Source organism: Sphingopyxis sp. YR583 (assembly GCF_900108295.1).
In the GTDB taxonomy this organism is placed as follows: Bacteria; Pseudomonadota; Alphaproteobacteria; order Sphingomonadales; family Sphingomonadaceae; genus Sphingopyxis.
The window spans coordinates 206,562-219,538 of the sequence record NZ_FNWK01000002.1; the positions used below are offsets into that span (position 1 = coordinate 206,562).

At 65.1% G+C, this 12,977-nt stretch carries 11 protein-coding genes; 8 read left to right on the forward strand and 3 right to left on the reverse strand.

Translation table 11 applies throughout. From position 1 onward, the window contains the following. The 3 genes from moaB to BLW56_RS12985 are packed head-to-tail and all read right to left on the reverse strand — an operon-like array spanning position 1 to position 3,016. Positions 1–525: a molybdenum cofactor biosynthesis protein B gene (moaB, locus tag BLW56_RS12975; RefSeq protein ID WP_093511113.1), complete on the reverse strand. Its 525-nt coding sequence runs from the start codon at positions 523–525 to the stop codon at positions 1–3. Then, complete coding sequence (locus tag BLW56_RS12980; RefSeq protein ID WP_256203455.1) at positions 515–2,269, reverse strand: lytic transglycosylase domain-containing protein; 1,755 nt, start codon at positions 2,267–2,269, stop codon at positions 515–517. The genes moaB and BLW56_RS12980 overlap by 11 nt, the downstream gene beginning before the upstream one ends. 12 nt (positions 2,270–2,281) lie before the next feature. Then, on the reverse strand, positions 2,282–3,016 hold the full coding sequence (locus tag BLW56_RS12985) for a uracil-DNA glycosylase family protein (protein ID WP_256203456.1): 735 nt from the start codon (positions 3,014–3,016) through the stop codon (positions 2,282–2,284). Positions 3,017–3,187: 171 nt separating this feature from the next. Here BLW56_RS12985 and BLW56_RS12990 point away from each other — a divergent pair, with 171 nt between their 5' ends. The 8 genes from BLW56_RS12990 (at position 3,188) to BLW56_RS13025 (ending at position 12,964) form a co-directional block, all read left to right on the forward strand. Further along, positions 3,188–4,843 carry an electron transfer flavoprotein-ubiquinone oxidoreductase gene (locus BLW56_RS12990; protein WP_093511115.1) on the forward strand — a complete coding sequence of 552 codons (1,656 nt, stop codon included), beginning with the start codon at positions 3,188–3,190 and terminating at the stop codon, positions 4,841–4,843. A 196-nt stretch (positions 4,844–5,039) separates the two neighbouring features. After that, positions 5,040–6,497, forward strand: coding sequence for a tetratricopeptide repeat protein (locus tag BLW56_RS12995; RefSeq protein ID WP_093511590.1), 1,458 nt, complete (start codon positions 5,040–5,042; stop codon positions 6,495–6,497). Next, positions 6,494–7,342 carry a 4-(cytidine 5'-diphospho)-2-C-methyl-D-erythritol kinase gene (locus BLW56_RS13000; protein WP_093511116.1) on the forward strand — a complete coding sequence of 283 codons (849 nt, stop codon included), beginning with the start codon at positions 6,494–6,496 and terminating at the stop codon, positions 7,340–7,342. The genes BLW56_RS12995 and BLW56_RS13000 overlap by 4 nt, the downstream gene beginning before the upstream one ends. Next, positions 7,339–8,070: an N-formylglutamate amidohydrolase gene (locus tag BLW56_RS13005; protein ID WP_093511117.1), complete on the forward strand. Its 732-nt coding sequence runs from the start codon at positions 7,339–7,341 to the stop codon at positions 8,068–8,070. The genes BLW56_RS13000 and BLW56_RS13005 overlap by 4 nt, the downstream gene beginning before the upstream one ends. A gap of 59 nt (positions 8,071–8,129) precedes the next feature. Next, entirely contained in the window at positions 8,130–9,989 is a 1,860-nt protein-coding gene (ilvD, locus tag BLW56_RS13010; protein WP_093511118.1) for a dihydroxy-acid dehydratase, read from the forward strand. Continuing rightward, entirely contained in the window at positions 9,986–10,375 is a 390-nt protein-coding gene (locus BLW56_RS13015) for a hypothetical protein (protein WP_093511119.1), read from the forward strand. The genes ilvD and BLW56_RS13015 overlap by 4 nt, the downstream gene beginning before the upstream one ends. 35 nt (positions 10,376–10,410) lie before the next feature. After that, entirely contained in the window at positions 10,411–11,763 is a 1,353-nt protein-coding gene (locus BLW56_RS13020) for an NAD(P)H-hydrate epimerase (RefSeq protein WP_093511120.1), read from the forward strand. 1 nt (position 11,764) lies between these two features. Next, the gene (locus tag BLW56_RS13025) at positions 11,765–12,964 is read left to right on the forward strand and encodes a class I SAM-dependent RNA methyltransferase (RefSeq protein ID WP_093511121.1); all 1,200 of its coding nucleotides are present in this window, start codon (positions 11,765–11,767) and stop codon (positions 12,962–12,964) included. Positions 12,965–12,977: the final 13 nt, after the last annotated feature.

A 12,977-nucleotide genomic window follows, 5' to 3' on the forward strand; every position in this document is an offset into this window, starting at 1 on the left:
CTATTCGGTAAGCCGCGGTATCAAGTCTACGAAATTGCATGGCCTATGGCGGCTGTCGAGCTGGGTCGAGAGGATGCCGTTCCAAGCGTCGGACACCGCGCCGGTCGAACCCGGCAAAGCGAAAATATAGGTGCCGCGCGCGACGACCGCACAGGCGCGCGACTGGATCGTCGAAGTGCCGATCGTCTGATAGCTGAGCCAGCGGAACAACTCGCCAAAGCCTGGAATATCCTTGCCGTCGAGCCGGTGCAGCGCCTCGGGCGTCACGTCTCGGCCGGTGAGGCCGGTGCCGCCGGTCGTGATCACGACGTCAACCTGGGGGTCGTCGATCCAGTTGTGCAGGCGCGAGACGATCAGGTCGGTCTCGTCCCTGATGATCGCGCGCGCGGCGAGGGTGTGGCCGGCGTCGGTCAGCAGTTCCTCGAGCTTGTCGCCCGAATGGTCCTCCGCCGCGCTGCGGCTGTCGGAGATCGTCAGGACGGCGATGCGAACCGGTTTGAAAGTCAGGCTCTCGTCAATCGGCATTGGCTAGGGTGCCGGCATAGGTCAGGCGGGTGCGGTCCTTGCCATCGGGGAAGCGCGGCCATTTGCCCTGTGCGAGCGCGGCGCGGCTGACCGATGGTTTGCCCTGCTGCGCTTCGTACATCCAGTAATTGCGCAGTACGATGCCGACATAGCCGCGCGTTTCCCAATAGGGGATCGATTCGATGTAAAGCAAAGGATCCCCATTATCGCGGATCTCCGTTTGCCAGCGCGCAATCGGCGCGGGCCCGGCATTATAAGCGGCGATCACCTTCGGGAGCTGGCCGCCGGTCGAAGGATCCTTGCTGAGATATTGCAGATAGCTCTGTCCCATATCCATGTTGACCGCGGGAATGCGCAGGTCGCCCGTGCCGCTGTCACCGCGCCAGCGCGCAATGTCGCGTGCGGTGCCGGGGCGAACCTGCATCAGGCCGAACGCGCCCGCAGGGCTGACGACTGTGCGCCGGAAACGCGATTCCTGCAGCGTGTGGGCGAAGACGAGCGCAGGGTCGACCTTCCAGCCGCCGTTGGGCTCCCATTTCGGCTGCGGATAGCGGGTCTGCGCCGCTACCTTGCGCCCCTGCGGGGTATTGTGGGCGAGGTAGAGCTGCGTTTCGGGCAGGCTGAGCGCGCCGGCCATCGCGAGCAATTGTTCATGCTGGCGTGGATCGCCGATCAGCGCCTGATGGTGTAAAGCCGCACCCGCATAATTATCCTCGCCGATCTCCGAGAACGCCATTGCAATGCGGACGTTCGGCAGATCCTCGAGCGCGCGCCACGCGCTGCGGTCGGCACGGACATTCTCGCGCTGCGCTGTCGTCTCGACGCCGAGCATCTCGGCAGCGAGCAGGCCGTAGAGCGTTTCTTCATTGCCGGCGGCAGCGCGAAGGCGCGACTGCACCGAAGCGGGTTCACCGGCAGCGACGGCGGCGCGTGCAGCCCAATAATAAGCGGCAGCACGCAGTTCGCTGTCGGGAGCTTCCTTCGATACGCGGTCGAAAGCGGTGAGTGCGGTGCGGTAGTCGCGGGTGCGCCAGGCGGCGAGCCCCTTGACCCATGCGCCCTGCGTCGACCACGCGCCCCGTCCGTCGCTGCAGTCACTGGCGAGACGCAGCGCATTCGCGTCGTCATTCTCGATATAATAGGACCAGGCGACCTTCTGACGCCATTCATTGCGCGCTTCCGGGCTCAGCCGGTCGGCGACGGCGTTGAGCAGGGCTTCGGCGCCTGCGGGATCGTCATTCTTGATCCGGTCGGGTATCGTTCGTGCAAGGCTCGCCGCGACGGGGTCGCTGCTCACGGCATCGGCGCCGAGACGGCGCGGCGCGCTGCCCGACCAGGCAAGTCTCGACTGAATCGGCATTGTCGGCACATCGGTTGCGCCGCGTTTCACAGCGAGACGGCCAAGTTGTGCGGCTTGCGGCAGGAAAGGCGAGCGCGACAGGATCGGCATGATGTCCGAAACTTCGGCGCGCGGGCTATTCGCGGCGGTCAGCAATTCGGCGCGGAGGAAGTCGTTCAGGGGGCCGTTGTCGGCCCCGTCGAGCAGCGATTTGGCTTCGGCCCAACGCTGCCCGCGGATCGCGGTGAGCACTTGGGTGTAAAGCTGTTTCTGCTTCGACGACAGTATATCAGGCACCGTTTGCGGCGCGGATATAAGGTCGCGGTTGCCGGCATCGGCGGCGAACGCCGGTATCGCGCCGATCGAAAGCGCCATTGCGGCGCATGAAATCAATGTTCTGGTCATATTCTGCATCCGTCAACGTCCCCGGTTGAACAGTTTCAGGCTATCCCATGCCGCCGCTTTCTGGGCAGGGCGGGCCAGCAGCATCGCGGGATGCGCCACAGCCACAGCCTCCAGATTGCCGCCATCTTGGTTAATATTCAGTAACCGTCCGCGCGCGTCGGGCAGCGCGGTCGCAGCCGCCATGCGCGCGATGTCGCTGCCGATGAGCAAGAGGCGGCCGGGTTTCGCCAGTCGGAGGTGATGCCACAGCAGGCGGACGAGTTCGGCGGCGTCTTCGCCGTCGCAGCGACCGCCCGCGGGCCGCGTCACCGCCAAGCTTGCCACATAGCAATCGCCGCGTGCCATGCCGATCGCCTGCAACATCGCGTCAAGCAGCTTGCCTGCGGCGCCGGAAAACAGCGTTCCGCTTTGCTGGTCGTCGATTTCTGGCCATGCAGTAAGCAGCATCAGCGGGGCCCCCGCCTCGCCGACGGGAAGGACGCGGCGTGCATCCCACTGGCTACCCGGCACCTCGTCGCTCTCGGCAAGCCAGTTCCTGAATTCGGCCCATTCATCCGGAAACACGACGGGGCCCTTGGGTTCGGCCGTTTCAGGCGCTTCCTGACGCTGGAGTGCCGCGGGAAGTGGAGGGGGTTCGGGTTCGGCATGAACAACGCGTTTCGGCTTGGCGGCCGCAGCGTCATTGGCCGGCGGCGTAACAAGCCAGCCCGCCGGTTGTTCGCCGACAAGCGCATCGACGCCGGCCATCGACCACCAGTCGCAAATGCTTTCCGCAAGCAACCCAGAGTTTCGCCCACCCATGAGATAATTCAAACAGGCAGTTGACGGACGCGTCAATTGGCGGGCATCGCAAATCGTGACAGAATGAGCGCAGGGCACGATGAATGTCCGCGCAGGGACGGCAGAAAGGTATTTGCGGTGAGCGAACGGGAATCGATGCCCTATGACGTGGTCATCGTCGGCGCAGGTCCGGCGGGACTTTCGGCGGCGATCCGCCTCAAACAACTGGCGAATGAGGCTGGCAGCGAACTGTCGGTCTGTATCCTGGAAAAGGGATCGGAAGTCGGTGCGCATATCCTGTCGGGTGCGGTGGTGGATCCCAAGTCGCTCGACGAACTGATCCCCGACTGGCGCGAACAGGGTTGCCCGATGGCGCAGGTGCCGGTCAACGACAACCAGCATTGGGTGCTGACCAAGACGAAGAAGTTCGGCCTCCCTGAAATTTTCATGCCGCCATTCATGCACAATGCGGGAAAATATACGGGAAGCCTCGGCAATCTTTGCCGCTGGCTCGCCGAGCAGGCCGAAGGGCTGGGCGTCGAGATTTTCCCCGGATTTCCGGCCGCCGAGATTCTTTACAACGACGACGGCTCGGTCAAGGGTGTCGCGACCGGCGATATGGGCATCGCGCGCGACGGCAGCCACAAGGGCGATTATGCGCCCGGGCTGGAACTGCACGCGAAATACACCTTCTTCGGCGAAGGCGTACGCGGGCATCTGACCAAGATGCTGAAACCGCAATTCGCACTCGACGGCGATTGCGAGCCGCAGGTTTATGGCCTCGGCATCAAGGAACTCTGGGATGTGAAGCCCGAGAACCACGCCGAAGGCCGCGTGATTCATACGCAGGGCTGGCCGCTCGACAATAATGCCAATGGCGGCGGGTTCCTCTATCATCAGGCGAACGGACAGGTCGCGCTGGGCTTCGTGACATGGCTCAACTATCGCAATCCGCATATCTCCCCATTTCAGGAGATGCAGAAGTGGAAGACGCACCCCGAGATCGCCAAGATCCTTAAGGGCGGAAAGCGAGTCTCCTATGGCGCGCGCGCGATCAGCGACGGCGGTTACCAGTCGGTGCCGAAGCTCGCCTTTCCGGGCGGCGCGCTGATCGGCGACAGCGCCGGTTTCCTGAACGTCCCGCGTATCAAGGGCACTCATACCGCGATGAAATCGGGCATGATGGCAGCCGAGGCAGCCTTCGCGGCGGTGACGGCGGGGCGGACGAGCGATACGCTGACCGCCTATCAGGATGCCTATGACGACAGCTGGGTGAAGAAAGAGCTCAGCGTCGTGCGCAACGTGCTGCCGCTGGTCGAGAAATATGGTGACTTTGCGGGAACGATACTTTCGGCGATCACGATGTGGGCGGAAACGCTCAAGATCAAAATGCCGTTCACGATGAAGCATCATCCGGACAATGAAAGCCTGTACCGCGCCGATATCATGCCGAAGCCGGACTATCCCAAGCCCGACGGTGTGCTGACCTTTGACCGCCTGTCATCGGTGTTCGTTTCGAATACCAACCATGAGGAGGATCAGCCGGTCCACCTGCAGCTCAAGGATCCGTCGATCCCGGTTGCATACAACCTGCCGCTCTATGACGAGCCCGCGCAGCGATATTGCCCCGCTGGCGTGTACGAAATCGTCGGCGAGGCTGAGGGTGATCCGAAATTCGTGATCAACGCGCAGAATTGCGTCCATTGCAAGACGTGCGACATCAAGGATCCAACCCAGAATATAAATTGGGTCACCCCCGAAGGCGGCGGAGGCCCCAATTACCCCAATATGTAAGCCCGCCCGTTTCCTGCTGGCCGTTGCCGCATTCGCGGCAGCGGTTCCGGCACAGGCCGTCGATGACAGCGGCGCGGCGCTGAACGCGCTGGTTCGCGCGCGACTGGCGGAGGAGGGTGGCGATCCCGCTGCGGCGCTTTCAGCCTTGACCGCCGTTTCAAGCGTCGCGCCCGATTTGCCGGGCCTCCGCGGTCGGATGTTGGAACAAGCGATCGAGGCGGGCGACCTTGAGGCCGCACGCTCGGCCGCGCTTCGACTGTGGTTATCCGGCGATCGCCGTTTCGATGCACAACTGGTCCTGATGGTCGATTCGATGCGCCGGTCGGACTGGAAAGCGGCGCGCGACTATATGGCTGGCCGCGCCGACAAGTCGGGGGCCGACACGATCACGCGGCTGATCGTGCCGACGGTACACGCGTGGATCGATGTTGGCGCGCGACAAAGTTTCCCCGAGCGCCATTTGCTCACCGCAAACAGTCGGATGCGCCCCGAACCTGCGCTGACGCTTCAGGTCGCGCTCGTCCAGGCTGCGACGAAACGTGCTGCGGCGTCGGCAATGCTGGCCGATGGCGTGACCTTGACGGACCGCACAAGCCAGTTGGTAGGCCTGCGCCTTGCGGCGACGCTCGACAAGGCGGGCGAGCACGATGCGGCGCAGCGTCTTCACGGACGGATCGCGCTGGCATCGGGCCAGCGCGAGGATCCAATGCTGCTTCTGCCCGATCAGCCGGTCTCGACCCCGCGCGCGGGAACCGCGCAATGGCTCGGGCTGCTTGCCGACGGGTTGGCGCGCACGCCCAACGGCAGCGCGAAGCTTCCGCTGCTTTTCGCGCGCGCCGCTTATTGGCTGAACGATCAGGATATGGCGGTACGGACGACGCTCGTCGAGGCGCTCGATCGCAACGGACAGCAAGGCGATGCCATCGCGCTACTCGACACAGGACGGACGGCGCTGACGCCAGTGTTGATGATGCGCCGTGCCGAATTGATTGCTGACGCGGGTGATCTGTCCGGCGCCGCCAAGCTCGCCGAAGCTGCGGCGAACGGAAATCCCGCTCGCAGCATGCTCGTCCGCCTCGCCGACATCGCGCGCCGCTCGAATGATCCGGCGGCAGCGGCACGCGCCTATGAGCGGCTCGAAGCGTCGCTTGGCGATGATGAAGATGACAAGTCGCTGCGCGGCACCCTGCTGATCGCGCGCGCCGAGTTGCTGTTGCAGGCCGAGCAATGGGACGCGGCCGTGCCGCTGATGGAAAAGGCGGTGGCGCTTAGTCCAGATGACGCCTCGATCCTGAACTTCGCCGGTTATTCGGCGCTGGAACGCCGCAAGGATGTAAAGCAGTCACTCGCCCGGATAGAAGCGGCGTGGGCACGGGAACCGCAGAATGCGAGCATCGCCGATTCGCTCGGCTGGGCCTATTTCCTGACCGGACGCACCGACGACGCGATCAAGCTGCTTGAAAAGGCGCAGGCGGGGGAGCCCGAAAATGCAGTGATCGTCGAGCATCTGGGCGATGCTTATTGGCAGGCGGGGCAGAAGTTTCGCGCACGTTACAACTGGCGCGCCGCGGCGCTGCTCGCCGATGCCGACATGGCGACGCGGCTGGAAGCAAAACTGCGCGACGGGCTGACGTCGGCGACGACCGCGCCGTGACGGCGTTCCGCGAGACCGGCTGGGCGAAGATCAACCTCGCACTGCATGTCAGGCGGCGGCGCGCCGATGGCTATCATGAGATCGAGACGCTTTTCGCTTTCGTGGATGGCGGCGATCCCATCGCGGCTGAACTTGCCGGTGCCGATAGTCTCGTCATCGATGGCGATTTTGCCGAAGGGTTGAGTGCGGGTAGCGATAATCTGGTGATGCGGGTGCTAGCGTTGCTGCGCAGCCGTTATGACGCGGCGCGCATCCCCCCGCTGTCGGTTAGGCTGACCAAGATGCTACCTGTTGCGGCGGGAATCGGTGGAGGATCAGCCGACGCTGCAGCGATGGCGCGGCTCGTCCGCGCGAATTTCCTTCCCGAGCTTGGCGATGCGACGCTGGCGCGGATTATCAGCCCGCTCGGGGCCGATATTGCCGCCTGCGTGACGAGCGAGACGTGCCTCGGCGTTGGAGTGGGCGAAGAACTCAGCCCCGTGCCCGAACTGCGGCTCGGCGGAACGCCTGTGCTGCTCATCAATCCGCGCCGCCCGGTGGCGACCGGACCTGTGTTCGCCGCATGGGACGGGATTGATCGCGGGCCGCTGTTCACCGGCGCGGACATGCGCGCGCAATTGTTCGGGGCGCGCAACGATTTGCAGCGCCCTGCCATTGCGCAATGCCCGGCGGTCGCCGACATATTGCTCGAACTGGGCGGGCTCAAGCCGTGGCTGACGCGCATGTCAGGATCCGGGGCGACCTGCTTTGCGCTGTTCGACGCGGCGGCGGAGCGCGATGCCGCTGCCGCCTCGCTTGCCGAGCGGCATCCGGGCTGGTGGCTTATGACAGGAGTGTTGAGGTGAGCGAAGCGTGGCGGCAGTTTGGTGAAGCGCGCGCGGGCGGTATCCTGCTGATCGCAGATCATGCGTCGAATTTCGTGCCCGATGACATCGATCTCGGCGTCGAACCCGCGTTGCTTAACAACCATATCGCGATCGACATCGGGGTGGCCGAGGTGGCGGCATTGCTCGTCGAAGGCGGCGCGGTCGACGCCGCGATCCTCGGTGGCGTGTCGCGTCTCGTCGTCGACTGCAATCGTGACGAGGATGCGCCGGGGGTATTGCCCATCGCGAGCGACGGCCATGCGGTTCCCGGCAACGCGCTCGACGATGGTGCGCGCGAAGCCCGGCTCGCGCGCCTTTTTCGCCCCTATCATGCCCATATCGCCGCGACGATCACGTCGCATCGTCCTGCGATGATCCTGTCGCTGCACAGCTTTACCCCGTCGCTTGCGGCACACCCCGATCAAGCTCGGCCTTGGCATGTCGGCGTCCTGTATAATGAGGACGACCGCCTCGCGGCGGCGGCAATTGCGGCTTTGGAAGCCGAAGATATGATCGTTGGCGATCAGCAGCCCTATTCGGGCAAACTGCTTAATGCGACGATGAACCGGCATGCCGAGGCGAACGGTGTACCCTATATCGGGATCGAGATGCGGCAGGATCTGGTGTCCGGCGCGGCAGGGCAAGCGTTGTTCGCGGAGCGGCTTTCGCGCATGTGCAGCAAAGTTGCATTGAATCTGCCCAAATAGGCGTGTAGAGGCGCGTTTCTTCGCATATTTTTGAAATAAAATTATCAGGACTGTCGAAAATGCCTTCATATCGTTCGCGTACCACGACCCATGGCCGCAATATGGCCGGCGCCCGCGGCCTCTGGCGGGCGACGGGGATGAAGGACAGCGACTTCGGCAAGCCGATCATCGCGGTGGTCAACAGCTTCACCCAGTTCGTCCCCGGCCATGTTCACCTGAAAGACCTGGGCCAGATGGTCGCGCGCGAGATCGAGGCGCATGGCGGCGCCGCCAAGGAATTCAACACGATTGCGGTCGATGACGGGATCGCGATGGGGCACGACGGCATGCTTTACAGCCTGCCGAGCCGCGACCTGATCGCCGACAGCGTCGAATATATGGTCAATGCGCACTGCGCCGACGCGATGGTCTGCATCTCCAACTGCGACAAGATCACCCCGGGGATGCTGATGGCGGCGCTGCGGATCAATATTCCCGTCGTATTCGTCTCGGGCGGGCCGATGGAAGCGGGCAAGGTCGTCATCAAGGGCAAGGAGGTCGCGCTCGACCTGGTCGATGCGATGGTCGCCGCCGCCGACGAGAAGTACAGCGACGAGGAGGTCACCGCGATCGAGCAGGCGGCGTGCCCGACCTGCGGCTCGTGCTCGGGCATGTTCACCGCCAACTCGATGAACTGCCTGACCGAAGCACTGGGGCTGTCGCTGCCGGGCAATGGCTCGACGCTGGCGACGCACGCCGACCGCAAGGCGCTGTTCCTCAACGCCGGCCGTTTGGTCGTCGACATGTGCCGCCGCCATTATGAGGAGGACGACAAGAGCGTATTGCCGCGCAACATCGCAACTTTCGAGGCGTTCGAAAATGCGATGAGCCTCGATATCGCGATGGGCGGATCGACGAATACGGTGCTGCACCTGCTCGCCGCGGCGTTCGAAGCCGGGGTCGATTTCACGATGGAGGATATCGACCGCCTCTCGCGCCGCGTGCCGTGCCTGTCGAAAGTCGCGCCTGCCAAGAGCGACGTTCATATGGAAGATGTCCACCGTGCGGGCGGGATCATGGCGATCCTCGGCCAACTCGAGCGCGCGGGCTTGCTCCATGCGCACCTGCCGACGGTCCACAGCGCAACGCTCGGCGATGCGTTAAACAAATGGGATATTTCGCGCACCAACGATCCCGATGTGCAGAAATTCTTCATGGCCGCGCCGGGCGGGGTGCCGACGCAGACCGCATTCAGTCAGGATCGCCGCTGGGACAGCCTCGATCTGGATCGGGAAGGCGGCGTGATCCGTTCGGCCGATCACGCGTTCAGCAAGGACGGCGGGCTTGCCGTTCTGTCGGGCAATATCGCGCTCGACGGCTGCATCGTGAAGACCGCGGGGGTCGACGAAAGCATCCTCAAATTCTCTGGTCCCGCGAAGGTTTATGAAAGCCAGGATGCGGCGGTTGCGGGTATCCTGACCGGGCAGGTCGAGGCGGGCGACGTCGTCGTTATCCGCTACGAGGGGCCGAAGGGCGGGCCGGGAATGCAGGAAATGCTCTATCCGACGAGCTATCTCAAATCGAAGGGGCTCGGCGCGGCGTGCGCGCTGATCACCGACGGGCGCTTCTCCGGCGGCACGTCGGGCCTCTCGATCGGCCATGTTTCGCCCGAAGCAGCCGAAGGCGGCACGATCGGGCTGGTCGAAAATGGCGACCTGATCAATATCGACATCCCGTCGCGGACGATCATGTTGGCGGTGGCGGACAGCGTGCTGGCCGAACGCCGGGCCGCGATGGAGGCGAGGGGCGATCTGGCGTGGCAGCCCGAAAAGGCGCGCCCGCGCAAGGTTTCGGTAGCACTTCAGGCCTATGCCGCGATGACGACGAGCGCCGCGCGCGGCGCGGTGCGCGACCTGTCGCAGTTGAAGGGCAAGGGATGAAAAGGTTCGGGGGGGTATTGCTGACGCTGGTGGCGCTTGCGGGCTGCGACCGCGCACCCGACAATAGCGACCTCGCCGACGCCGAGGCGCGCGGGTCGCGCGAAGCGGCCGAGAATGGCCGGATCGAATGCGCGCTCGAGGGCACGAAGCTGTTCGACCGCACCTGCACGGTCGAGGAAATGAGCGGTGAGGGCGGAACGATCCTCGTCGTCGGGCGCGGCAATGTCGGTTATCGCCGCCTGCAGATCACGACCGACGGGCGCGGTGTCATCTCGGCCGACGGCGCCGAGCCCGCGAAGGTCAGCATTGTCGGCAACAATATGATCGAGGTCGCGATCGGCAAGGACCGCTATCGACTGCCCGCCAATACGGGCGGCGTGAAATAGCGGAAATTTGGACGCGCTCGTGCTAGGGAAAGGCGATGTCCGTTCCCGCCGATGCCCCGATCCTGACCACCAAGGCGATGCGCGAGGCCGAGGCGGCTTGCGCGATTCAAGGGACTTCGCTGGCTGAACTGATGGAACTTGCGGGCGCGGCCGTCGCCGACACGGCGTGGCGCATGGCCGCGGGCGCGCCGATACTGATCCTTTGTGGCCCCGGAAACAACGGCGGCGACGGCTATGTCGCGGCGCGCCGGCTGGCCGAACGCGGCGCCGAGGTGCGCGTTGCCGCGCTGGCCGAACCCGCGACCGACCTGGCAAGGGCGGCGCGCGCCGGGTGGAGCGGGCCCGTGGAAGCGCTGAACGGGCGTCTGCCCCCTGCGCCCCTGATCGTCGATGCGCTTTTCGGGTTCGGGCTGACGCGGCCGATTTCGGACGAGTTGGCGACGATCCTTGGGCATTTTGCGGACCGGCGCATCCTGGCGGTCGACGTCCCCAGCGGTGTCGACAGCGACGGTTCGACCGACTGGATGCCGCCGCTTCGCGCCGATGTCACGCTGGCACTGGGCGCGCTGAAGCCCGCGCATGTGCTCTTGCCGACAGCGCCGACCTGCGGGCGCGTGTTGCTTGCACCGATCGGGATATCGGCGAGCAAGGCGATGCGAACGCTGCCGAAGCCGCAAATAGGCGAACCCGATGCGGCGGCGCATAAGTTCACGCGCGGCACGGTGCTCGTCTTTGCGGGGCCGATGCGCGGTGCGGCGGGGCTCTGCGCTGCGGCGGCACTTCGCGCAGGAGCGGGCTATGTCGTGCTCGAAGGCGGCGCCCCGCCGCCTTTCGCCGCGATCATAGCCGAAAGCGACGCCCGGATTGGCGAACGGCTGGGCGATCCCCGTGTCGGCGCTGTCGTCATCGGCCCGGGATTTCCCGCGGGAGACGAATTGCTGTTCGACGTCGAGGCCGTGCTCGATTCGGGCAAACCGCTCGTCCTCGATGCGGCCGCCATCGACGCCGCGCTGCCGCGCCTGTCCGAAACGCCGCGCAGGGCGATCCTGACCCCGCATGAGGGCGAGCTCGCGCGCGCCTTTCCGCAGCTTTACGGCAACAAGATCGACCGCGCGAAAGCCGCGGCGGTGCGGACACAGGCCGTCGTCGTCTATAAGGGTGCCGACACGATTATCGCGGCGCCCGACGGGCGCGTTGCTGCGGCTTGGCCGGGCAGCCCCTGGCTTGCCACGGCGGGGACGGGTGATGTGCTTGCCGGGGCGTGCGGCGCGATGCTCGCAAGCGGGATCGATGCCTTCGACGCGGCTGCGGCGGCAGTGGGGTGGCATATCGCGCAAGCCGCGCGTATAGGCCCCGGCCTTGTAGCCGACGATCTGGTTAGGGACTGAAATGAGTGAAGCTGCGCTGATCGAGCGCATCGCCGCGCGCGGCGATGGCGTGACGGGCGACGGCCGTCATGTGACGGGCGGCGTACCGGGCGACCGCGTGCGCGCCGACGGGATCATCATTCCGGGCCCGAACCGGACCGAGCCGCCGTGCCGTCATTTCGGCAAATGCGGCGGCTGCCAGTTGCAGCATGTCGCCGAACCCGCGCTCGCCGATTTCGTGCGCGACCGCGTTGCGGGTGGGCTTGAGGGGCAGAATGTGACCGGCGTAGAGGTGCTGCCTGCGGTGCTGTCGCCGCCGGAAAGCCGCCGCCGTGCCGTTCTGACCGCGCTTCGTACCGGCAAGCAGGTCGCGATCGGTTTCAACGCCGCGCAGAGCAACCAGATCGTCGATATGCGGATGTGCCCGCTGTTGCTGCCCGAACTCTTTGCGCTGATCGCCCCGGTGCGCGAACTGCTGGTGATGATCGCGCAGCCGCGGCGCCCGGTGAAGGTCAAGATGCAGATGCTCGATCAGGGCGTCGAACTAATCCTCGAGGGCGTGAAAGCCGAGGGGCTCGACGCCGCGATGGCGCTGCAGGATTTTGCCGGCGCGCACAATTTGGCGCGCTTCGCGATCGATCAGGGGGACGGGCTCGAGATCCTCTGGCAGCCCGAGCCGCCGACGATGCGCTTTGGCGATATCCTCGTCGAAGTGCCGCCCTTTGCTTTCCTGCAGCCGACGAGCGCGGGACAGGCGGCGCTGGTCGAGGCGGTGGGCAATGCCATCGGCGATGCCGGCGCGGTCGCCGACCTGTTTGCGGGTGTCGGCACCTTTGCCCTGTCGGTGCAGGCGGGGCGCAAAGTCTATGCCGCCGAGGGTGCGCGCGATGCTATCGCGGCGCTGACGGGAGCGGCGAACCGCGCGCGGGCGCTCGTCGCGACCGAGCATCGCGACCTGTTCCGGCGGCCGCTGGTGCCCGCCGAGCTGAATCGCTTTGGCGCGGTCATCCTCGATCCGCCGCGCGCGGGCGCCGAGGAGCAGGTGAAGCAGTTGGCAATGTCGGCTGCGCCGGTCATCGCCTATGTCAGCTGCAACCCAGCAAGTTTCGCGCGCGATGCGAAGACGCTGATCGACGCCGGCTACGCGCTCGATTGGGTCCAGCCCGTCGGCCAGTTCCGTTGGTCGACCCATGTGGAACTGGCCGCGCGCTTTTCACGCTAAAGGCTCAAAAAGG

Coding starts and splice junctions, on each gene's coding strand:
- moaB (WP_093511113.1), bottom strand. CDS start 525: ATGCCGATTGACGAGAGCCTGACTTTCAAACCGGTTCGCATCGCCGTC.
- BLW56_RS12980 (WP_256203455.1), bottom strand. CDS start 2,269: ATGACCAGAACATTGATTTCATGCGCCGCAATGGCGCTTTCGATCGGC.
- BLW56_RS12985 (WP_256203456.1), bottom strand. CDS start 3,016: ATGGCCGGCGTCGATGCGCTTGTCGGCGAACAACCGGCGGGCTGGCTT.
- BLW56_RS12995 (WP_093511590.1), top strand. CDS start 5,040: ATGTTGGAACAAGCGATCGAGGCGGGCGACCTTGAGGCCGCACGCTCG.
- ilvD (WP_093511118.1), top strand. CDS start 8,130: ATGCCTTCATATCGTTCGCGTACCACGACCCATGGCCGCAATATGGCC.
- BLW56_RS13015 (WP_093511119.1), top strand. CDS start 9,986: ATGAAAAGGTTCGGGGGGGTATTGCTGACGCTGGTGGCGCTTGCGGGC.
- BLW56_RS13020 (WP_093511120.1), top strand. CDS start 10,411: ATGTCCGTTCCCGCCGATGCCCCGATCCTGACCACCAAGGCGATGCGC.
- BLW56_RS13025 (WP_093511121.1), top strand. CDS start 11,765: ATGAGTGAAGCTGCGCTGATCGAGCGCATCGCCGCGCGCGGCGATGGC.